Annotated in this window: 19 protein-coding genes and 1 pseudogene; 9 read left to right on the top strand and 11 right to left on the bottom strand. The window is 44.8% G+C overall.

Annotated elements, in window-relative coordinates:
• Nucleotides 1-83: 83 nt before the first annotated feature.
• Together DLM76_RS04480 and DLM76_RS04475 are read right to left on the bottom strand one after the other, a co-directional pair.
• Nucleotides 84-2,153: a sensor histidine kinase gene (locus DLM76_RS04480; protein ID WP_118964565.1), complete on the bottom strand. Its 2,070-nt coding sequence runs from the start codon at nucleotides 2,151-2,153 to the stop codon at nucleotides 84-86.
• Nucleotides 2,150-2,899 (bottom strand): response regulator transcription factor, encoded by a 750-nt coding sequence (locus DLM76_RS04475; protein ID WP_118954759.1) that lies wholly within the window; start codon nucleotides 2,897-2,899, stop codon nucleotides 2,150-2,152. Before DLM76_RS04475 ends, DLM76_RS04480 begins: the two co-directional genes overlap by 4 nt.
• A 78-nt stretch (nucleotides 2,900-2,977) precedes the next feature.
• On the opposite strand from DLM76_RS04475, the gene DLM76_RS04470 reads away from it, so the two are divergent.
• Nucleotides 2,978-4,315 carry a sugar transferase gene (locus DLM76_RS04470; protein ID WP_118964448.1) on the top strand — a complete coding sequence of 446 codons (1,338 nt, stop codon included), beginning with the start codon at nucleotides 2,978-2,980 and terminating at the stop codon, nucleotides 4,313-4,315.
• Here the strand turns inward: DLM76_RS04470 and DLM76_RS04465 are convergent.
• Both DLM76_RS04465 and DLM76_RS04460 read right to left on the bottom strand, forming a co-directional pair.
• Nucleotides 4,285-4,623, bottom strand: a complete 339-nt coding sequence (locus tag DLM76_RS04465) for a hypothetical protein (RefSeq protein ID WP_118954761.1) — start codon at nucleotides 4,621-4,623, stop codon at nucleotides 4,285-4,287. The two genes, DLM76_RS04470 and DLM76_RS04465, sit on opposite strands and share 31 nt — an antisense overlap.
• A 19-nt stretch (nucleotides 4,624-4,642) precedes the next feature.
• Complete coding sequence (locus tag DLM76_RS04460; protein ID WP_118954762.1) at nucleotides 4,643-5,305, bottom strand: class I SAM-dependent methyltransferase; 663 nt, start codon at nucleotides 5,303-5,305, stop codon at nucleotides 4,643-4,645.
• A gap of 109 nt (nucleotides 5,306-5,414) precedes the next feature.
• Here DLM76_RS04460 and DLM76_RS04455 point away from each other — a divergent pair, with 109 nt between their 5' ends.
• Together DLM76_RS04455 and DLM76_RS04450 are read left to right on the top strand one after the other, a co-directional pair.
• A complete protein-coding gene (locus DLM76_RS04455; protein ID WP_118954763.1) occupies nucleotides 5,415-6,962 on the top strand; it encodes a tetratricopeptide repeat protein in 1,548 nt (515 codons plus the stop codon).
• Complete coding sequence (locus DLM76_RS04450) at nucleotides 6,959-8,095, top strand: tetratricopeptide repeat protein (protein ID WP_118954764.1); 1,137 nt, start codon at nucleotides 6,959-6,961, stop codon at nucleotides 8,093-8,095. Before DLM76_RS04455 ends, DLM76_RS04450 begins: the two co-directional genes overlap by 4 nt.
• A 25-nt stretch (nucleotides 8,096-8,120) precedes the next feature.
• Here the strand turns inward: DLM76_RS04450 and DLM76_RS04445 are convergent, their stop codons facing one another.
• A complete protein-coding gene (locus tag DLM76_RS04445) occupies nucleotides 8,121-9,089 on the bottom strand; it encodes an alkaline phosphatase family protein (RefSeq protein ID WP_118964447.1) in 969 nt (322 codons plus the stop codon).
• 63 nt (nucleotides 9,090-9,152) lie between these two features.
• Between DLM76_RS04445 and DLM76_RS04440 the strand changes: the two genes are divergently transcribed.
• From DLM76_RS04440 to DLM76_RS04420, 5 genes are read left to right on the top strand one after another with little or no spacing between them, the layout of a single operon-like run.
• Nucleotides 9,153-10,085, top strand: coding sequence for a hypothetical protein (locus DLM76_RS04440; RefSeq protein ID WP_118954766.1), 933 nt, complete (start codon nucleotides 9,153-9,155; stop codon nucleotides 10,083-10,085).
• Nucleotides 10,082-12,214, top strand: coding sequence for a hypothetical protein (locus tag DLM76_RS04435; RefSeq protein ID WP_118964446.1), 2,133 nt, complete (start codon nucleotides 10,082-10,084; stop codon nucleotides 12,212-12,214). The genes DLM76_RS04440 and DLM76_RS04435 overlap by 4 nt, the downstream gene beginning before the upstream one ends.
• A 14-nt stretch (nucleotides 12,215-12,228) precedes the next feature.
• On the top strand, nucleotides 12,229-12,834 hold the full coding sequence (locus DLM76_RS04430) for a tetratricopeptide repeat protein (RefSeq protein WP_118964445.1): 606 nt from the start codon (nucleotides 12,229-12,231) through the stop codon (nucleotides 12,832-12,834).
• Entirely contained in the window at nucleotides 12,834-13,028 is a 195-nt protein-coding gene (locus DLM76_RS04425) for a CopG family transcriptional regulator (protein WP_118954768.1), read from the top strand. Before DLM76_RS04430 ends, DLM76_RS04425 begins: the two co-directional genes overlap by 1 nt.
• Complete coding sequence (locus DLM76_RS04420; RefSeq protein WP_118964444.1) at nucleotides 13,025-13,441, top strand: hypothetical protein; 417 nt, start codon at nucleotides 13,025-13,027, stop codon at nucleotides 13,439-13,441. The genes DLM76_RS04425 and DLM76_RS04420 overlap by 4 nt, the downstream gene beginning before the upstream one ends.
• On the opposite strand, the gene DLM76_RS04415 is transcribed toward DLM76_RS04420, so the two are convergent.
• The 4 genes and pseudogenes from DLM76_RS04415 to serC all read right to left on the bottom strand — a co-directional run bounded on the left by DLM76_RS04415 (nucleotide 13,403) and on the right by serC (nucleotide 17,613).
• Entirely contained in the window at nucleotides 13,403-15,115 is a 1,713-nt protein-coding gene (locus DLM76_RS04415) for a glucanase (protein WP_241548173.1), read from the bottom strand. The genes DLM76_RS04420 and DLM76_RS04415 overlap by 39 nt on opposite strands.
• 127 nt (nucleotides 15,116-15,242) lie before the next feature.
• Nucleotides 15,243-15,680, bottom strand: a complete 438-nt coding sequence (gene rpiB, locus DLM76_RS04410; RefSeq protein ID WP_118954770.1) for a ribose 5-phosphate isomerase B — start codon at nucleotides 15,678-15,680, stop codon at nucleotides 15,243-15,245.
• 138 nt (nucleotides 15,681-15,818) lie between these two features.
• The gene (locus DLM76_RS04405) at nucleotides 15,819-16,487 is read right to left on the bottom strand and encodes a hypothetical protein (protein ID WP_429946402.1); all 669 of its coding nucleotides are present in this window, start codon (nucleotides 16,485-16,487) and stop codon (nucleotides 15,819-15,821) included.
• Nucleotides 16,487-17,613: pseudogene (serC, locus tag DLM76_RS04400) on the bottom strand (3-phosphoserine/phosphohydroxythreonine transaminase). The gene DLM76_RS04405 and the pseudogene serC overlap by 1 nt, the downstream one beginning before the upstream one ends.
• Nucleotides 17,614-17,738: 125 nt before the next feature.
• Here serC and DLM76_RS04395 point away from each other — a divergent pair.
• Nucleotides 17,739-19,412: a P83/100 family protein gene (locus DLM76_RS04395; protein WP_118954772.1), complete on the top strand. Its 1,674-nt coding sequence runs from the start codon at nucleotides 17,739-17,741 to the stop codon at nucleotides 19,410-19,412.
• 204 nt (nucleotides 19,413-19,616) lie between these two features.
• Here the strand turns inward: DLM76_RS04395 and fliE are convergent, their stop codons facing one another.
• Nucleotides 19,617-20,000, bottom strand: a complete 384-nt coding sequence (fliE, locus tag DLM76_RS04390) for a flagellar hook-basal body complex protein FliE (RefSeq protein WP_118954773.1) — start codon at nucleotides 19,998-20,000, stop codon at nucleotides 19,617-19,619.
• A 2-nt stretch (nucleotides 20,001-20,002) separates the two neighbouring features.
• A complete protein-coding gene (gene flgC / locus DLM76_RS04385) occupies nucleotides 20,003-20,464 on the bottom strand; it encodes a flagellar basal body rod protein FlgC (protein ID WP_003001718.1) in 462 nt (153 codons plus the stop codon).
• Between the last annotated feature and the right edge of the window lie 26 nt (nucleotides 20,465-20,490).

Here is a 20,490-nt window from a genome sequence, read left to right as displayed (position 1 = left end):
CGTCAGAAAATATTTCTGAAATTTATCCTTTCGGTAAGATTGTGTCGTGAACGGATACGATCGGGATCGATGTGGGAACTCCTTCAATTTTCTCCCGGAAGAAAAATTTCCACAAAAGCTTCGTTCAAATTCAAAAATTCTAAAGTAAGATAGCCTCCGAAAATTTTCAACAAGGCGCTATGAATTCTAAGTCCTTGTCCCGCCGATTCCAAAACTTGCGTTCCGTTCGTATCGATCTTATTTTTGATTCGGATGAGAATTCCATTTTTACCTTCCGCATTCTTTAAGAACGCGACTGAAATTTTTTTATCCGCTGATTCGCCCGAATATTTCACTGCGTTTCGAATCGATTCTCTACAAGCGTAAAAAAGAATTTCCAAAGCTTCCGGTTTGGAAATCGGAAATCGATCCTTGAGTTCGGGCGCATATTTCCAATCAAACCAAGCCGCTTCGAATTCGGAACCGATTCTTCGCATCAACGCTTCGATCAATCCGAGTCTTTCGATTTCCAAACTCGTATCGGGAAGTTCTCTTAAGAAACTGGAAACTCGTTTGTGCAAATCGGTCAACAATCGGATTTGTTCGGAGACCTCGTTTTCGTTTTTCATTTGCGAAAGAATTAGAATCGAAGAATGAATTTCGGGAAGAATCTCATCGTGAAGAATCTGTCTCGTTTTGTAATCCGAGATTCTCTGTTCTTCCATATGTTTTCTCTGCAAGGAACTCAAAACAAGCGAATTGCTTTCGGTAAAAAGCGAGGATAGAATCCAGGTCACGGCGGCTTTTGCGGTTTCAATCTCTTCTTCCGCGTACAAACCGCCGTTTATTTTTTGACCCAAAAATAAAAGACCGTCTCCCGAATGATCGCTTTCAACTTTCAAACAAAGAGCGTAATCGAAACGGTTTTCGTCTTCCAGATAGGCGATATTCTCCTTTCCGAAATCTAAATGCAAATTTTTGAATATAATAGCGTCTTTGACTTTCGTTCGATCCGGATAAGCCAGAATCATATCGGCGATAAAAGGAATTCTGCTTTCGTTGACGAACAACGCGGAAGAAGTCTCCAGAATATCGGAGCACAAAATTTCGAACGATTTTCGGAACTTCTCTTCGAGATTTTTTCCTTTGGATTCGGTAGTATCGGAATATTCTTCCGCGGATAAAATCGAACCGAGGACCGCGTTCTTTTCCAAACGAAGATCTTTGCTTTTTTTCAATAAGAACGTTCTGGAAATACAATAAACGGACGAGGCCGTAAGGAAGAGTTCGATTTTAGAAACGCCGAACAAAGCGGTAATTAAGTAGAACAAGGCGAGCGCAAAAAAACCGAAATTCGCGTTTCTCCATTCCTGACGTAAACTGATCTTGGGAAGAATTCTCCCGGTAAAAATTTCATAAGAGATCAGAGCCTGTCCTAAAATCAAAATTGCGATCGTGACAAGCAGTTGAATTCCGATTAAAAAACCGTAAAACGATCTCGGGTCGTTGTCCGATCGGGAAACGGGGTCTCGAATGATTCCTATTCCTCCGCCTAAAAATAAAAAAAAGACGAGAACCAAAACTCCAAAGAGCAAAAGGGAGACTGCTTTGAGATAGGGAACCGCTTTGTTGCGAGCCACTTCGGGCAGAATCCGTTTTGAAATTCGAAACGAAAATAATGCGAAGATCGGAATCACGATGCAGAACAGAATGTAAACGAGATAGGAAAGTCGAAACGCAAACGGAACTACATTCCAAAAATGGAATAGAGATACGTTCGCGGAAAATTTGCGGCTCCAAGAATAAAAGAAAACGACGGCAAACGCTTGTGCGCTTAACAAAAGCCAAAAGAAAATTCTATAGATCCGTTTTTCCCGCAAAAAACCGAGAAACCAAACTACGATAAAAAACCATCCGAACGGAATCAGAATCAATCCGAAGATTCCCGGAAAAAAATAAACCGCGGAGTAATTGGAAACTCGGATCAGACCCGATTCTCCGATCCAGGAAAAAAACCCGAACAAAGCCGATACGGATAACAGAATGACGATAGTAAACGTCGCCGATCTGTCTCTTCGTTCCAAGTTGACGATCGTCGTCGAAGCCAGCCAAAACAGAATCGAGGATAAAAAAAGAAAAACGGAACAGATAAAAATTTCCGGATTCGGATTCAAGTGAGTTCCCAGCGAACCCATTCGGTTCCGTTTTTGTAATAGGCGCTTCCGTCTTCTTCCCATTGAAGAAATCGGTTTTCTCGTACGATCAACGCGGCTCTGGTTCGAGCGACTTTTTCGTCCGCGTTCGATTCGTTTAAATCCCAGGCCGCGTAAATTTGTCCGTTGATTCTGCTGATCGTCCTTTTATCTTTAAACCCGAGCCGAGCGGCGATCTGTTCGTTGCTTTGACCTTCGGCTAACATCTTTGCTACGATCCTTTCGTTCGGTTCGAGGATCGCCATCGGGGAGTTTTCATCCTGATTTTTTACTTCTACGATTCTGGATTCGATTTCCGGATCGATAAAACTTTTACCTTCGTACGCGAGTTCGAGCAAAGGAACGATCATCTGGGGCAAAAGATAATTCGATTTTCTGACATACGCATAATGACTGAGAATTCCCGCTTTGCGGAAGGTGCGGAAATATTCGTCGCTGTCCTGTATGGAATAGATAACGACGGGTTTTCTAGGAAACTCTTTGCGGATCGCGACGATCGTTTCGATTCCGTTTAACGTTCCCGCTAATCGGACATCCATGAGACAGACGTCGTATTCCTTTTTTAGGGAGAATTCGATCGCTTCTTCTCCGTTTGCACAATCGTGGAGAACGTTGAACTTACCCGAATCCTTCAGACCCGCCACGAGGGACTTTCTCAGTTTTTCGTTGTCTTCCACGATCAGCAGATTCAAAGGTTTGTCTTTCATACACGAACGACCCGATTTTAAGTTTTTACAACCCTCACTGTCAAGCACTTGAGTGCGCACGAATCCGCACTCGAGAGGATGAATGACGCACTGAATTTTGTTAGATTCTTTTCCATGAAACGAATCATCGAAACCGCTTTATCCGCGATCGCTTTGGCGATCTTTTCTCCCGTTCTAATCGGAGTCGCTTTGTTGATCCTCCTCATAGACGGTCGTCCGATTTTCTTTTGTCAGGAAAGACTCGGTCTTCTGAAAAGACCGTTTCGAATTCTAAAATTCAGAACGATGAAGGACGGAGAAGTTACGAATCTCGGTTATTGGCTGAGAAGAACAGGCATCGACGAACTTCCGCAAATCTGGAACGTTTTGATCGGGGATATGAGCGTAGTCGGTCCGAGACCCTTGACGCAGTTCGACGTGAATCGTCTCGGATGGAATCGTCCGTTTTATGACATTCGATGGTCGATGCGTCCCGGTATCACCGGACTTTCCCAATTGTACTCCGGAATGGGCGCGCGTGCTTCGTTTCGTTTTGATCGTTCTTATCTGAATTCGAATACTCCGAGTCTCGACATGAAAATCGTTTTCGCGACCTTTGCGATGAACGTATTCGGTAAACAAAGAATTCGTAATAAACTCAAAACCTCATTAAAAGACAGAAAGATAGGCGTTCGCTGGAAACAATGGAGGGAACATTTTAAAGGAAACGAAGTTCGTCCTCTTCCCAAGATCGACTCGGAAACGTTGGATCTTCGTCCGAATGAAATGCGGTCGATCGCATACTCGCTCGCCATATTTCAGTTAGGCGAAGCGGGAGAAGGGAGAATCGCGAAGGAAATCGATAAGACTATTCTTTTCGGAATCGACGATTTTTACAAAGAAGCTCTGAAACTTTTCGTAAAGGAGGAAGGCAGACACGCAAGAATTCTGGGCGAATGTATCCGCGCTTTAAAAGGGGAATTGATTGAATCCAATTGGACGGAAAGATTGTTTTATTTCGGAAGAAGGCTTCTCGGAGTTCGTTTGAAGCTGATGGTTCTTCTCGCTGCGGAAGTGGTGGGAATCTGTTTTTATCACAGGCTTGCGGATAAGATTCCGAACGGTTTCGTCAAAACCGCTTTGCTCGACATCGTGAAGGACGAGGAGAAACATCTTAAATTTCACAGCGACTTTTTTCGAATCAGAGTCAGAAACTTTTTTACGAAATTCGTTTTCCGATGGTTGTGGAGAACGATCGCGTTTGCCGCTTGTATCACGGTAATTCTGGATCACAGAAAAACGTTTCGTGTATTGGGAATTTCGAACTGGAAAACGTTTCTGAAGTTTCAAGAGATCGCAAGAAACACCGAGGATTGTATTCTCGAAGGATTGAGTTTGAAGTTAAATCACGGTTTTCGATTTAAGGTCGTTTTCTGAATCCTTTGAAACTGATCGTTCTTGGAAAGATCCACTTGATGATCGACGTGAATCTTTTGTTGAAAAAGGTCCGCGTCGATTTCTTCCCAAGAATGAATGCATCTTTTGGCTTGCTCCGATTTATATCGGAATAGAGGTCCTTTCCCGAAAATTCCCCCGATATAACTTTTACATTTGTCGCATTGATAGTATTCGACCGCGATCGGCGGAAGGAAATAATGAGGGCCTTTGTCATACAACAAAGAACAATGATTGAAACAAAGGGCGGAAATACTTGCAAAAAACTGAATAAACTTTGACTTGATCAAGGATTGCCGCTTCGCCTTGTTATGAACGAATGAATTCTTCCGGAGTGTCTTCTTCTTCTCTAAGATCGTAAAAGCCGTATTCAAAGTCCTTGCCCGCAACGACTTCCAGTCCGTAAACGTGTTCGGAAATTCTCACGTTCTTTACGATGTCGAGATGATACAACTCCGCCAAAAATTTCATCTTGTCCAAGGAGATCTTATCGTTGATTTTCGGACCGATCGAATATTCGTTCTTCACCCAATCTAAGACGATCAGTTTACCGCCTCGACGCATGGATCGAATCAACCCGTCCATCGCAAGGCCCGGATCGGGAAAGGTCGATAAGACCAAGGACGCGAAAACCGCATCGGGGGCCGGAATCCATTCCGGCAGCAAAGGATGATCGGATTTTTCGATAAAGAACGGAGTAAAATTCGTAATCTCCTCTCGATTCTTCCAATGGAGAACTTCGTCGATCAGATCCTGTTGGCATTCTCCGCCCCAGATCCAAGCTTCCCTGGGAAGTTGCTTTTTGAGTTCCAAGGTAAAATAACCGAGTCCCATTCCGAAATCTACTAAGTGATTCACTTCTTTGAAGCTAAAATGTTTGAAGACCGTTTCGGGAGGCGTTAACTCGCGGCGTTTGCTGGAGATCAGAAAATGCTGATACTCGGGGTTTTCGTAATAATCCAGGTCGCCCATAATTCGTACTTGGATTATGTCTAATCGATCGTTTTACAAATGTCAAATCCGAATTGGTGTTAAATAACGAGGTTTGGACTGTCGATAGTATAACCAAGACATTCCTTTTATGAAAAGTCGTACCCGGATTCTATTCATTTTATCATTCATCACGTTGACGTCCTTTGTGGGGGCTCAGGACAACGTAATGAATCAGAATCAGGTGGAAAATTACAGCGTCGCAAATCTGATCAACGCCGAGATTTTAAAGAAGGATGAGAATTCCATCCGCATTTCCTGGGAAGCTCCCCGCGAAACGGGCGAGATCATCGTGGCCCGTTCTTCGAGCATGATCGATACTGCCGAGAAATGTATGGTCGCCGATTCTCTCGGTAAATATCCGAGCGGGATCGCCGGCGGAGTGACTCAAATTTACGATTACAATCTCAAACCGGGAACGTATTATTATGCGGTGATTCTCGCACATCACGTTAAGAAGAATACGATCAAACTCATTCCTGGAAGAAACTTTACGACGATTCCCGTCGTCATCGAACACGCGTTAACTCCCGGAACTACGAGTACCGAAAATAAAACTCCCGAATTGCCGGACGATGCGAGAATCACGGATCTTACCGTAAAAAAAGAGGGAAAACATCTCCGTTTGAATTGGTCTCCGTATGAGAAGGCGATTCCAAACGCGACGGTTTATACCGTTTATCGTTCCTCGGAGCCGATGTCCTCCTTATCCTTGATGAGAAAAGCGGAGAAGTTGACCGAGTTGAGTCATCCCGAATCCACGTTTTTGGATCAGGACTTGAGCAAGTCAAAGACGATTTACTATGGAGTCAGTGTTCGCTCCGGCGCAAAGGAAATTCTTCCCTTAGTGAACGGACAATCGTTTACGAGATTCTTTTACATCGGCGGTCCGAATAAGGACAACGGAAACGGAGAGAATGTTACAACTCCTGAATATTCCGAAGATCAAATGCACGTCACCGATTTGACCGCGACCTTAGACGATCTCAACGTCAAACTCGAATGGAAGGCCCCGGAAAAAGCGGACGAAAACACGGTTTATACGATTTATCAGGCGCTGAAACCTTTGAGCGGCGGAACCGCGACCTTTCTCGGAGGTAACGTGCGGAAATTAGGCGAGGTCAATCACCCCGATACGGCCGCGCAGATTAAGATGAAGTCGTTGGATTCCAAGATTTATTTCGGAGTCACCGTTAAACATCAGGACAAGGAAGGATTCAATCTCGTCGAAAACGAATCCTTCGTTGCGGTCAACGGAGACAAGAACGAGGTCGCCGATAATTCTTCCGAAAACAATAAGGATCAAAAAGTTCAGGATGAAAACAAGGACCCTCCGCGAAACGAAGAGGACGACTTTTCCGGTACGGACGACGATCTGGATAAGATTTTAAGAAAGACCTTCTGGAAAAAGGAATATTCGGAAGCGATTTACGAATTGAAACCGTATACGGGCAACGGTAATTCCGCTGACGTCAGAGGAAAGGCGAAGTTTTTCACTGGACTCTCCCATTACAAACAAGGGAAATATAAAGAAGCTCTGAAGTATTTCATCAATAAAGATAGTAAATTTTACAATGCAGAACGTTCGGAATTCTGGTCGAAACGTTGTCTGTCTCGGATCTCCGGAGGAAATCCATGAACCGCTCCATCATCTTAATTACTGGATTCTTATTCATCTGCGCCGGTCTTTTGACGGGCGTCTATCAAACAACGGTTCAGGACGAGGACTCCAAACGGAAGAACGTTCTCGAAAGAATCAAAGAAGGCGAGGAATATCTCAAACAAACGAACGCGAAGGCAGCCGAAAAGGCGGTGGATATTTTCTCCGAACTCTCCGCAAGAGAGATTCCGGAAGAACATTCCTTCCGCGTGAAATACGATATGGGAAGGGCCTTGGAAAGAAACCAAGACAGTCTTCTCGCACTCGGAATTTATCGCGAACTCAATCAAAAAGAAGGATTGGGAAGAGACGAACGTTCCAAAGTCGCGTATTCGATGGGAAATCTTTTATTACAGCTCAACCGCGACGAGGAAGGAAAGGGACATCTCGAAGAGGTTCTGCGGATTTCGGCGGATTCCAAACTTCGTTCCAACGCGTTATCCGCCATTGCCGATTATTATATGAAGAAGGGAAATTACGATCTTTCCCGGAAAAACTACGTTCTCGCGTTACAGGAAGATCCCGAAAACGTAAAGGCCCGCGTTCGTTGGGGAAAATCATTGCGTAGAATGGGCAAGGATTGGTCCGCCTACGACGTGTATGACGACTACGCGCAGGCCGGATTCTACTTTGATCCCGAAAAGGAGAAGGTCAGTTCCGAGTTTAGAAGCGGCATATTGGAAAAAGCGAGACAACTCTACGTTCGTAAACAATATTACGGCGCGATCGATGCGTTCAAAAAGGCTCTCGAAATGGGCGTCAGTCCGAAAGCGGAAGAACAGGCTTTGTTTTATATCGCGGAAAGTTACGAGGCGATCGGCAAATCGGATTCTTCTCTTCAATTCTTGAATCGCGTTCTCGGAAACCAAGACGGCTCCTTGGATCAAACCGCGCTCTTCCGCAAAGGGACGATCTATTTTAAAAACGGAAAGTATGAAAAGGCTGCGGCCTTATTTCAGGAAGCCACGGATAAATATCCGGATTCTCCCGTTGGACGAAAAGCGAGCGCTTGGAAAAAAGAATCCTTGGATCAAGTCGAGGACAATCTCCATTATAAAAACAGCGATAAGGAAAAGAGCAAAGAGGATTTGGAACAGGAACGATTCGATTGATCGAATTAGAATTTTCTAAAATTCATCAGGCTTCCGTCTTGATGAATTCTTCGTCCTTGAGTTCGATTTTGATTCCGAGAATGTCGTAGATCGCCGTTGGAATGTCCACGATCGCTTTGATCTTACTCTTTAGAGCTTCCGTATGTTTTCCGTAAAGGATCGTAGGCACGGGATTGACCGTATGAACGTCCACACTCAAATCCTCTAAATTTCCGTGATCGGAAGTGACGATCAGTTGATCCTCTTCGGGATTCAGCGTTTCCAACACGCCTTTAAAAAAAGATTCGAGTTCGCCTATGTATTTTTCGGCGGCTTCCCAGTGCATCTTGTGACCGACCTTATCCGTGAGAAAAAACTCATAAATACAAAGAGTATAACCGTCTTCTTTGCAATTGCGGATGATGGACGTTCCGGTTTCATACGGATCGCGCACTCGAAACAGATCGTCCGAATCGTCCAAATAGCCTCTGGAGAATTCTTTCAGATATTCGTGGGTGATATCCATATAAAGACCCTTGCCCTGCCGAAGATCGTCCATATTTTTCAGAGGTTTGTCGCTCGCCATTTGAATCAGAGTCGATGCGGAAACGTGACGCGGATTTTTCTTAACGTAATCCGTAAACGCAGGCGTATAACAATTCAGAAGATCGGCCTTAAATCCGTGTTCTTCCAAAACGCGAATGATGGAATACTTGCTGATGATCTTTTTGAGAGTGAAGGTCGGAAATCCGCTGAGATGCCTTTGAAGCACTTTGCAAGCGTTGATTCCAGTCCAAAGTGAGGTTTGTCCGGTCGCGCTTTGCGGAAGGCCCTTGATTCCCAAGCTTGCGTCCGTTTTTAAAAAAACCGCCTTTTTCAAAGTCTCCGGCGCTTCTTCCGGAATCGGTTTTCCGGCGAGCGGAAGAAAAAACGACTTCGCATATCTGGAAAACGGGTTGGTTGCCGGATCGTCCGGTCCGAAGCCGATTCCATCGATGAACATATAAAAGATCATATCAGATAATTCCGCGCGGTTTTCTTCTTTCAGGTTAGACCAAACGGGCCGATATTAAGAACAGTGACGTCCAACCTTTACAGAAAAATCGCCTTAGCCCTAACACTGATTCTATTAGGGCTGATTCCCCTTTCCATCCCTTTTTTCATAGAAGAATGGAAAGAGGCTTCCATGGCGTTTCCCCTAAATCCGGCGGGCAATGAAGGATTTTTAAAACGGGAGAGGTTTCTGAAAGTTTGGACCGAAGCGAAAAAGGCGCCCTTATTCGAAGCCGGTTCCAAGATAGAATACGGAATCAGAAATTTCCGTCTTCCAGCACAAGCGAAGGAACTCGCGGAAAGCCTTCAAAAAAATCTAGAACTGAAATCGATCAAAATCTACGATTCTTCCTTTCATATCGTTTACTCGAGCGAAGAAACGAAGGAGATCTTCAACGGAGATCTTCGATTGGGAGATTTGAAAATTCTTCCGTCCGAAATCAATTTCGACAGCGCAGGAATTCCGATTTACAGAAGCAAGGACGGAGAATGGTTTCTTTGGATGAAAGGTTTTGCGTTGGGCAAACAACTTTCACTTCCGTTTAATATAAGGGACAAACAGGTTTATTGGATTTTCGAATCCGGCAGAATCGGAAACGATTCCTTGATCGGTTCGAACGATCTTCGTTCCTTGAATTATCCGGACAACTTGGAAGAAATATTAGCGGAATTTAATAAACGTCCCTCCGAATGGAAGGATCGCCCACTTTGGGAAAAGAATAAGATCGCCAACCACGTAGTCTTTCTGTCATACGATAAGGGTTCGCGCATGAAACAGTTGTTTCAGATTCTCGTGTTTCTTTCCTTTTTGTTGGGAACTTGCGGATTGGGAATCATCGCTTCCAGTTTAGTGCATTCCATCGTCGTCGAAAAGGAATTCGATCAAAAAGAAAAGATTCTCAGAGTCAGGGACGTCTTTCTAAGAATTTTACTGCTTCTGAAACGGGAGGCCCCATGACCGGACTCAAACTCAGAATCTCGATTTTGATTCTTTCGATTCTCTGCTTTTTTTATTACATGCTCGTTCCGTATTTTCCGGAAGGCGTATATTACAAAGATAGAATCAACTCAGTCTTCATAAATTTAAACGAAGAATTTCACAGACTCGAATCGGGACTCAGTAACGCGGAATCTCCCGCGGATTTGGAAAGTCTTCAGTTGGAATTTCCGATCGTTTCCGGTTTAAAATTCGTCACCGAAACCGAATTGTCCGCACGCAAGGACCCGGAAGGAAAACTACTTGCGGAAACCTTAAAGGAAGGCGCGAGCCGTTTATTCTTTTTAAAACCGTCGCTCGTGTTTTGTCTTCCCGACGTGGAAAACAAACGTTTGATTCTCGCGCAGCTTAGAGAGGATTTGCTGCGCGTTTCCTTTTCGGGAACCGAATCGATTCTGATCCCCGATCTAAAATTCGGAGGTTATGTCGAACCGGGAAAACAAGTGCAAGGTTTGAGCGGCGATCAGATTTCCTCCTTGCTGATCGGAGGAATCAACCGCTCGCAAAGTGCGGTGAATCGGATTCAAATCGGATCGGTTCCGTTTATCGGATATTATTATGCGACACCGGAAAACTCGTACGGATTGCTCAAAGGAATTCTCATCTTAAAGCCGGGAAGCGACGGGATTTCGTTCTTATTTCTCTCCGGCTTTCTCGCTCTTCTTTTTCTCATCGATTTGATGATTCGAATTTTAAGAATCAAAAAGGACCTCTTTTCCGATCACGAAGGTAAGGAAATTCAGGAAATCGTAGGACAGATTTCCAAACGAGTCAACGGACTTCAGCTCGCCAAACAAAAAGCTTTGGAACTTGCGGAAAAGGACAAGGTGGAAGAAATTCAAACCTTGACTTCGGAGGAAGTCGACTTCGATTTAAAAAGTCTGCCGATCAATCTGAAGGAAGTAAAACGCGAAAACGGACCGTCCATCTTCGTATTGCCGTTCGAGTTAAAGGGAGAAGGATATATTTCTCCCGCTTTTTTACGCGATCCCGATAAATTCAAAGCTCATCCCGGAATTCCGCCGGAAATCGAAAAGAAACGTTCCGAGATTTTCAACCCGGAGCTGCAAAGTCTGATTTCCAAGGTCAACGAACCGATTGAGGAAATACCGAAAACTTCCGCTTCCGCCGAAGCCGTTGCTCACGGCGGACAAGCCGCGCACAAATCGGAGGAAGAATCGGGTCGCACTCATTATCTAGAACTCGGGCCCGGTTATATGAAATGGCTTGCGTCGCTTCCGATCCGGGATCGAAGAAAAATTCTCGAAGTATTGGACGAACTCGGTTACGGATTGGAATCCGAATATTCATTTATTCTAAAATACTATATGTCCGTTTTTTCATCCTTGAAACTTTCCGGATTTGCGATCCATTACTACGACCGGCGCAACGGAAGTTACAGCCCCTTCGTAACCTACGGACTTAAACCCCGAACCTCCGAGAACATGATCTTTCTTTACGACGATCAATACATCGGAAAAGAATCCGGAACGTATTCCATGATCGGAATCACGGAAGAACGAAAGGCGGATCGCTTTTTTCGGAAGAAGTTCGATCCGATCGATTTGGAATCCTGCATCACCATTCTTACCATACCGCTGTCCAACTTCGGAATTCCGTTCCGATTCTTTTTGTTCTTTAAGGACCCGCCGACGGAAGAGAACGCACAGGAAATCGAGAACTTGATCTTTCATTCTTTGGAGCCGGTTGTTCCCGCGTTTGAAGAATACGATCGTAAGATTTTGGGAGAACTGTTCCGCGACAAGAGGGACGTAGTTTCCTCCCGCATTCACCTTATGAGAATTGCAACCGACGGTGAACGAGGGATCACGAAATCGTTCCGCGTGGAATTTCACGGAAAGGATTTTAAGAAACTCGAATCGCTGCGTAGAAAAGTGATGACTCAGATTTCGGAAATCATCGGACCGGAAGATATGTGTTTCGGAACGGGAGTCGGCGCGTTCGGTTTATATACGAGAAAGGATTTGGAAGAACAGGTTCGTTCTTTGATGGATCAAACCGGAAACGAGTACGATTTTATCGTGGACGTTTATCCCGAAAACGGTAAGAATCTCTTCACGTATCTCTGAGCTTTCGGTTTTTTATGAACCCTTACATTCGACTTGTGATCGTTTGGAGTTTCCTTTCGATTTTTATTTCTCCTTCGAACGCCAACGAGGAAAACCGCAAAGAATGGAACCGTGCGGTCAAAGAAAGAATTCTTAAGATGAACGCGGCCCAGGAAGAGACCGAGTCGATTCCGTATCTTGAAAAGTTCGTAGAAAAAAATCCGTCCGATCTCACCGTAAAACTTTGGTATGCGAGGGCCTTATTCTATCGCAAGGATCTGGAAATCCCTGGACACGCTGAGGATATTTTTTCCAGAATGGAAAAGCTCAAGAAGATCAAGGAAAACTATCTTCTTGCCGCAAAGACGTTCGAGGAAGTTTTGGAATATCTCGCTCAGGCGACTCCGAGAGATCCCGATCTCGGCAAGTGGCATTTTCTTTGGGCCATGTGCGAGTGGTACGCCGGAAGAGAAGACAGAGCGATTCAGATTTTTAAAAAGGCGTTTAAATACGATTTCAGACTCAACGAAGCGAACTACAATATCGCGAGCATCTACCAAGCCTTGGGTCAGATGAAGGACGCGGATATTTATTTTCGATTGTATCTTAAAAACGATAAGGAAATGAGAGAAGAGAACTGATGGCGAGAGTGGATAAACGGTTTCAGCTTTTGATGACGGAAGAAGAACTCGAACTTCTGAAAAACGAAGCCGAAAAAAGAAATCTATCCGCCGGAGAAATGCTTCGCTTGTCCTTACGAAACGAAGTCTATCGATCCGATTCTTACGAAAGACTCGAAGCTTTGAACATCCTTTCCCGCTTAAAAGAAGAATGAAATATTATCTCTCCAAGTCCTTGTTGGAAACCCTGGTCGGCGGTCCTTCCGATTTAAAAACGATCGTCGTCGAATCGATCGAAAAGCTGATCAAACAGCAGCATCTTTTTTATACGGGAACGGTTTCGATTCTCCCTTTGCTGGAACAGGAGAAGGATCCGATCAAACGGGACATTCTCTGGAGCCAAACCAAACGTCTTTGTCTGGACGTTTTGGATTTTAGACAGGAGAATCTTTCCCTCGCTCAAAAACTTTCCAAGGAATTCGGAAACGCCGAATGGATTTGGAACGAGATCGCGATCGCGGTGGAAAAGGATTTGGACGGTTTTATCACCGTGGATAAAAAACTTCCCGATCAAAAGATGATTAAGGTTTTACTCGCTCAGGAAATAGACTTCGACCGGATCGCTTAAAGGAGAAACCTGATCCTTTCCGGTTTGAAAGTGATAGAACTTATTGTAAGCGCTGATTCTGAAAAAATACGTCGTTCCTTTCTTTAAAAAAAGCTGATTCTTTTCCAAAAGAATTTCCGAGTTTAAGGACACCGTTCGGTTGTCCACGCAAGCCGACAGTTTATTATAATATTCTTGTATATTTGCGGAAGTTTTTCCGGGAGGAAGTCCGGTGATCGGGTCCAGATAATCGCTCGCCGGATGTTTCGGACGCGTTTTTTTATTCGGGGCTTCCGCCGATTCGGAAAAGGTTCCGCGTATGATTCCCACCATTCGATCCGGATGAATTCCGTAATGGATGAAATATCCGCCGCCGTTGATCACGTCCCTTTCAGGATTGGATTTCCAAGTTAGGCAAACGCTCGGACCTCCGTCATCCACTGAATTTTCCGCGACTTTCAGGCTGATCGGCCGCACGGGAGGATTGGTTTCGCGGAAAGTCAAGGCCAGGTTTTTGAGTTCCGGCGTTTGCATTCCGCTCGGATCGGCCTTGAATTTGACTCTCCATTGGTAGTATCGAAACGGAAGAAGGTCCTCTTTGTTTTCGGAAATTCCCAAAAACTTTCGGATGGAATTCTTAAGGGAAATCTTATATAAATCCGGTTCGAGAGAATCTACTTTATAAGTTTCTAATTTTCTTAAGTCGAGCGCGATCCATGCGAGCGATTCGGAAGTCGGAGTAAACGGAGTCGGAGAAACTCGAAAATAAAGTTCCATCGCGGTGGAGGAAGGAATCACCGCCTTGAATTGAACTTCTTCCAAGAAGGAGCTGGAATATTTGCTTTTGTAAACGGGAGAAACTCCGGTCCCGAACTTGGTTTCGGTCGTATGCGTCTCAGGATCGAAATCCTGACCCGGAAAGGAGGAATCTTCCGAACTCGGATTGGGTTTTCCTTTGAATACGGCGAAATTCTCCATCCATCCGTAATACGAACCGGCGATCCGAAACGATGTCGTATCGTCCGGATGAAATCCGATCCGAGTCAAATTCTTGTTTGCGGGAATGTTTCCCCGCGCCGTTTCTTTTCCGTTGAGATACAATACGATTTCTCGATCGGACGGATTGAAATAAAGAAGAACGCGGTTCCATTGATTCTTTTTTAAAGTCGCGTTCGAGGTAAGCTGCAGGGAAAGAAAACGTTTTTCTTCCGTTTCAAAAAAGGAATAGAATCCCGCCTTGAGACGATCGTCCGAAATTTTTAAATCCCAGCCGTACGTGCTTCCGGAAGTTTCATAGAGTCTCGAAAGGAGGGTTGCATCTTTCTCAACGGTTCCCGGAAGAAAGTTAAAGCCGATATAAAAATCCTCCGTGAGATCCTTGGATGTCAGAAGACCCGAATTGGAATGCGCGATTTTGATTCCGGTTCGTTTTCCGGAAAACCGGGCGCTTCGTTTGGAATGAAACACGTTTTCGGAATCGGGCAAATACGAAGACGTTAGAACTTTATAATTTCCTGATAGATCTTTGAGACTGGACGGATCTCCCGATTCGAAACTCAGATACAAATCGGACCCGGCGCTTCGGTTTCGCGTTTGGAGTTTCAGACTTCTTTGATCGTCTTTTCCGGAAAGTTCCAATCCGTTCTTTTGCAATTCCGCCAAAGAAAGAATCTTGGTTTCCGCGAAAATCGACATCGCTCCCGGAAGAAGAAAAACGGCGAAAACGGAAAAACGGAAAAACGTAACGAGGATACGAGATGAAAAGGCCGGAGGGAATGCGCTTCCGATTTTAGAATTTGAAATCGATCCCATCCGGTTGGTGTTAGGAATTTAAGGTTTCGAGTTGGTTGACTCTTCTTTCGTGACGTCCGCCTTCGAATTGAGTGTTGACCCAAGTGCGAACGATGTTGAGAGCCAGTTCTTTGCCGATGATTCTTCCGCCCAAAACGAGAACGTTCGCGTTGTTGTGGCGTTTGGACATTTCTGCGGTGAACTGATCGTGACAGAGCGCGGCTCTGATTCCGGGCAAACGGTTTGCCGCGATGGACGCGCCGATTCCGGTTCCGCAAAGGGCGATCAACCCTTCTACGTCCTTGGAAAGAACTTTTTTACAAGCGTCCGAAATGACGATCGGATAATCTACGGACGTTTCGTCCTTGGTTCCGTAATCTACGATTTCTAATTCTCCCGCGAGCGAGTTGCGGAGAAATTCCTTAAGCTCAAAGCCTCCGTGATCCGAGGCGATTCCGATTTTTTTCATGATCTATATTTTGGTTATGTCCCGACTTTCTTCAGGTTTCAAGCAAATAATTCTCCCGGCATCTAAAACATTCGGGAGGTGCGAAGATACAAAACGAACTTCGATTGAATCGGCCGTTTCACGTTCGAAGAAATGGATTTAAAGAACGGAATCTCTGTATGTTTTGGGCATCGCGTCCCAGAATTCGATCTGAAGCAGAAATAACGAGAGATAGATCATTGAGAAGTTTTCCTCGGAGATTCTTTCGCCTTTCAGCGCGAAGCCGGTCGCGTCGTTCAGGCGGGTTAAGAGTTCTTTCTTTTGTTTGAGATGCGTCGTGAGAAGTTCCCATTCGATCGAGTTCAAGGATCTCGTCTTATCGTCCGAAAGAACGTAATTCTCATAATAAGAATTCAATTCGGCGTAAAGGGAAAGATGATTGCCCCAATCCAAAAGAAGTTTGGAAAGATCCTCATCGGTTAATTTCTTTCCTTGGATGCAGGAGACGGATTGAAATCTGGATTTTCCTTCCTTGTATGCGATCGTCTCCGCGATCCTTTTCTTTTCATCCAAAGGAATCGAAGACTTGAACAGGTTGGAAAGCTCGGAGGACGAAGCCTCGTTCGTAAAACAATCCTGCACTCCGACCTGCGTATGAAAGTTCAATCCGGACGCGGAAAGGTTACCGAAACAAATTCCGATCCAGGTCGAAATAAGAACCTGGCCGAAAACTCGGCCAGAACCTTGCGGCTTAATTTCTTTACTAATGCGAAAATGAATTTTTCGACACGCCGTAACAAGAATCTTTTTAAACGGAATAGATTTCATCAAGCCTTGGATTCGAATTCCTTCATAAAGGACACGAGTTTTTCCACTCCTGCAAGAGGCATCGAGTTGTAAATGGAAGCGCGGAATCCGCCGACCAATCTATGTCCTCCGAGTCCGTGCAGACCGTTCTTTTCCGCCTCGTCCAAAAACTTCGCGTCGAGATTCTTATCCTTCAGTAGAAACACGGCGTTCATCTTGGAACGGGATCTCTTTTGAACCGGGCAAGTATAAAGAGAGGAAGAATCGATGAAGTCGTAGATCAGCTTCGCCTTTTGCTCGTTGATTTTTTCGATCGTTTCCACTCCGCCCAGTTTCACGAGCCATTCGAACACGAGTTTGGCGATATAAATGGAATACGTGGAAGGAGTGTTGTAAAGGGACTGATTCTTTACCATCGTCGCATAATCCAAAAGAATCGGGATCTTTCTTCCGGAAATTCCGAGCAGATCGTTTCGAATGATGATCAAACTGAGGCCCGAGGGTCCGATGTTTTTCTGAGCGCCAGCAAAGATCACTCCGAAATCCTTAACGTCGATTTTGCGGGACAAGAGTTCGCTCGTCATGTCCGCGACAAGAGGAATACTTTTGATCTTAGGGATCTCCGGATATTGAGATCCGTAGATCGTGTTGTTGGAGGTGATATGAAGATACTTCCCTTTTCCGGAAAGACTCGCGTCCGTTAAAACGGGAGTATCCGTGAAATGATTTTCGGTGGCATCGTAGATAACGTTGACCCCGTTGAACTTGAGACCTTCTTCCCAAGCTTTCTTTGTCCAGATTCCTGTGTGAGCGATATCGAAACTTTCTCCTTCCTTGAGAAGATTGAGAGGGAGAGCGGAGAAGTGCAGAGTCGCTCCTCCGGAAAAGAAGGCGATCGAATAGTCGCTGCCGATGTTCAGCAATTTGCGTAATAAGACTTCCGCCTCTTTGAGAACGTCTTCGAAAAGAGGTTCCCGGTGGCTGACTTCCATGATCGACATTCCGGAACCCTTATAGTTTAAGAACTCCGCCGCTGCTTTTTCCATCACTTCGTTGGGGAGCATCGCGGGACCGGCGCCGAAATTGTAGATTCTTTCCTGGAACTGATACATACGGCTAGGGTTGCAGAGGGGAGGCTGGGGATCAACTTTCTTACAATAAAGAAGACTGCCGATCGGGAAAAATCCTTGTCTCAATAGAATGCTTGAGGATAGGATATCTCCTGGTCAAAAGGCCGCTTTCTCTTCGGGAGATCAAAAGGAGTAATTTAGAATGTTCAGGATTTTGATAGCGATTATATGCTTCGGTTTTTCCTTCTCTTTATTTTCTCAGGATAATTCCAAACTCGGAGAAAAAGAAGTCCGCTCCTCTCAAAGAGTTCAGTTTATCAACCGATCTTCCGCCCGCGCCGGTGAGGAAGTTCGAGGAACGAACGAGAAAGTCGGATCGGGACTTGCGGAAATTCTGAAGAAGGAACCGGACAAATCCCATACGCAAGGCGGAATCAGCGCGAGTAGAATTCCTCCCGAAGAAAAGAAATTCGGAGCGGACATTCTTTACATTTCCGAAGACGCGGATTACGGACATATCAACTCGATTCAAAGGATTCTTACCGGGTTCGTAAAATCCACATTCGGCTACGACGATAAGAATTCCGAAATTCTCGCCACATACATTCTATTCTACAACGCGATTCATAGAAAGGATAAGGCTTACATCGGGAAGAAATATTCCAATTCCGTAATGAAGTCTCTGAACGCGAACAACATCGGGATTTCGAAACGTTATACGGAATGGCCCGGAAAAACGCAGATCGTGATTCCTCTCGTAGAGGACATTCTCGGGAAGGACGTTCACACGGACGAATTGGAAGACGAGGTGAACAAGGAATTCGATAAGAAGAAGGAAGGACAATCCGAAAAGGATAAATTCTCCGATCTCCAAAACGAGAAGAATAAAAAGGACTTAGAAGAACTTAAACGCAGAAAAGAAGAGAATCAAAACAAACAAAAGGAAATTTCCGATAAGGAAACGAGAACCGATAAGGAACTTCAGGATCTCAATAAAGACCCCGTAAAAAATAAGACTCAAATCGCCGAAAAGAAAAAAGAAAAAGAGCAGATTCAAAAAGAGAAAGAAGCCGTTAAAAAAGAGGAACAGAAATTAAAAGAGAAGGAAAAGGAAGTCGTTAAGAAGGACGAGGATCGAAAGTCCAACAGCAGTTCTTCGAGTTCATCCAGCTCTTCCAGTTCTTCTAAATCCGATTCCAAGAGCGATTCGGGGAGCAAATCCGGAAGCGACGGCAAGTCTTCTTCGGACGATAAAAAGACCGAAGCCGAGTTGAAAAAGGAACTCGCCGAAACCAAGAAAGAATTAGAAACCAAAAAGGAAGAGGAAAAGAAGAAGGAAGAATTCGATAAGAACGTGGTAGGCGGTAAGATTCTTTTCTTAAAAACCTTAAAGTATTTGGACAAAGGACATTATAACAACGAACTTCAAGTTCTCGATCCGACTAAAGACGATACGATTTTCCGCGGCGATTTTAATAAGATCTGCGGTAGAACGTTCGAGATCGTGGACGGAAAGGCTCTTGTGATCGGGTTTGAAGACGGTCACTCATCCAGTCACAAGTTGATCCTAATCGATCAGGAAACGTTGAAACCTACTCTTTCCGCCGAAGACAATATTTTCTGGAGATCTCCTATGATTGTAAAGGGAGACGAGATCTACGCGTTCGAGGAAGTTCAAGAAAAGTATTATCTTTCTCGTTTCGGCAAAGACTTGAAGAAACAAGCGAAATCTTCCGAAGAGATCAGCCCGAACTCAAACGTTACTTTCTACGGAGAAAAGATCTATGTGACCGGCAAGGAAGAATCTTCCGGAAGCATTCAGATCACCGTCTTTAACAAAGCGGATCTGAAATTGATTAAGAAGATTAAGCCTTAGAACGCGATCCGTAGAAAGCGTTCTGCTGAGTTCTTCGCGATCCGTAGAGAGCGTTCTGCTGAGTTCATCGCGTGCTATTCAATCTGTAAATTAACGGGACTTGATATCCCGGCTTCCATAAAAAACCCGCTCATAGAAAAGCGGGTTTTTTTATGTTTTCCTGAGTGTTCGCAAAACCCAGAAGCGGATTTAAAGAATCGATTCTTATCTTAAAGAAGTCAATTCTCTGTAAGCGCGAACAACGCCGTCTGCGATCGTCTTTGTGAACGTGAGAGCCACTCTCGCTTTTTCGGAAGTGATCATCACTTCGTGTGCGTCGACGGAGTTTGGATCAAAGACCATTTTCTGGGTCAGTTCATCCGCTTCCACCTGAAGATCGTTCACCGAAGTCAGAGCATTCTTCATCGCTTCCGAAAAACTTTCGGCGACGTAGTCAGGGGAAACCGGTTGTTTTACGTCTTTATAATGTCTATCTTCCGTAGTGGAAACTTTTACGTTGTCTCCCTTCGGACTGAGAGGATGCGGTTTGTTTCCCGTATAACCGGAATTATACGTATACCAAAGAGAAGAATTAGAATTGATTTCCATGATTAAGCCCTACCTATTTCCAGCGCTTTGTTGAACATCGCTTTGGAACCGTTGATCATCTGTACGTTAGCCTCGTAGGATCGTGAAGCCGAAATCATATCCGTCATCTCTGTAACGATATTCACGTTCGGCATTTCGACATATCCTTTCTTGGGACCGATCTGAATCGAATCGGGGTGAGTCGGATCATAGACCAATCGAAGAGGGGTCATATCCTTTTCGATTTTCATCACCTTCACGCCTTTTCCTTCTCCGGGAGAAACTCCGAACGGATATACCGGGCTATTCCATCTGGTTCTCAGATTGATCGGAGTCATCACGACCCGATCTCTTCGGAAAGGACCGTCCCCATTCGTATTTCGAGTCGTAGTCGAGTTTGCGATGTTGTTCGAGATCACATCCATTCTCAGACGTTGTGCGGATAAGCCGGTTGCGGAGATGTTGATCGATGAAAAAAGTCCCATGGCTAACTTCCTAAAGCGTAAAATTA

The organism is Leptospira yasudae, from assembly GCF_003545925.1.
Taxonomy (GTDB): Bacteria; Spirochaetota; Leptospiria; order Leptospirales; family Leptospiraceae; genus Leptospira; species Leptospira yasudae.
Note: the sequence above shows the minus strand (reverse complement) of the source record. Positions and strands in the feature narration are given on the sequence as shown.

Excerpts from the sequence above, each read along its gene's own strand:
- fliE (WP_118954773.1), bottom strand. The coding sequence starts at position 20,000 with ATGGAAATCAATTCTAATTCTTCTCTTTGGTATACGTATAATTCCGGT.
- flgC (WP_003001718.1), bottom strand. The coding sequence starts at position 20,464 with ATGGGACTTTTTTCATCGATCAACATCTCCGCAACCGGCTTATCCGCA.
- DLM76_RS04425 (WP_118954768.1), top strand. The coding sequence starts at position 12,834 with ATGGCGAGAGTGGATAAACGGTTTCAGCTTTTGATGACGGAAGAAGAA.
- DLM76_RS04430 (WP_118964445.1), top strand. The coding sequence starts at position 12,229 with ATGAACCCTTACATTCGACTTGTGATCGTTTGGAGTTTCCTTTCGATT.
- DLM76_RS04475 (WP_118954759.1), bottom strand. The coding sequence starts at position 2,899 with ATGAAAGACAAACCTTTGAATCTGCTGATCGTGGAAGACAACGAAAAA.
- rpiB (WP_118954770.1), bottom strand. The coding sequence starts at position 15,680 with ATGAAAAAAATCGGAATCGCCTCGGATCACGGAGGCTTTGAGCTTAAG.
- DLM76_RS04435 (WP_118964446.1), top strand. The coding sequence starts at position 10,082 with ATGACCGGACTCAAACTCAGAATCTCGATTTTGATTCTTTCGATTCTC.
- DLM76_RS04420 (WP_118964444.1), top strand. The coding sequence starts at position 13,025 with ATGAAATATTATCTCTCCAAGTCCTTGTTGGAAACCCTGGTCGGCGGT.
- DLM76_RS04455 (WP_118954763.1), top strand. The coding sequence starts at position 5,415 with ATGAAAAGTCGTACCCGGATTCTATTCATTTTATCATTCATCACGTTG.
- DLM76_RS04395 (WP_118954772.1), top strand. The coding sequence starts at position 17,739 with ATGTTCAGGATTTTGATAGCGATTATATGCTTCGGTTTTTCCTTCTCT.
- DLM76_RS04470 (WP_118964448.1), top strand. The coding sequence starts at position 2,978 with ATGAATGACGCACTGAATTTTGTTAGATTCTTTTCCATGAAACGAATC.
- DLM76_RS04445 (WP_118964447.1), bottom strand. The coding sequence starts at position 9,089 with ATGATCTTTTATATGTTCATCGATGGAATCGGCTTCGGACCGGACGAT.
- DLM76_RS04460 (WP_118954762.1), bottom strand. The coding sequence starts at position 5,305 with ATGGGCGACCTGGATTATTACGAAAACCCCGAGTATCAGCATTTTCTG.
- DLM76_RS04450 (WP_118954764.1), top strand. The coding sequence starts at position 6,959 with ATGAACCGCTCCATCATCTTAATTACTGGATTCTTATTCATCTGCGCC.
- DLM76_RS04405 (WP_429946402.1), bottom strand. The coding sequence starts at position 16,487 with ATGAAATCTATTCCGTTTAAAAAGATTCTTGTTACGGCGTGTCGAAAA.
- DLM76_RS04415 (WP_241548173.1), bottom strand. The coding sequence starts at position 15,115 with ATGTCGATTTTCGCGGAAACCAAGATTCTTTCTTTGGCGGAATTGCAA.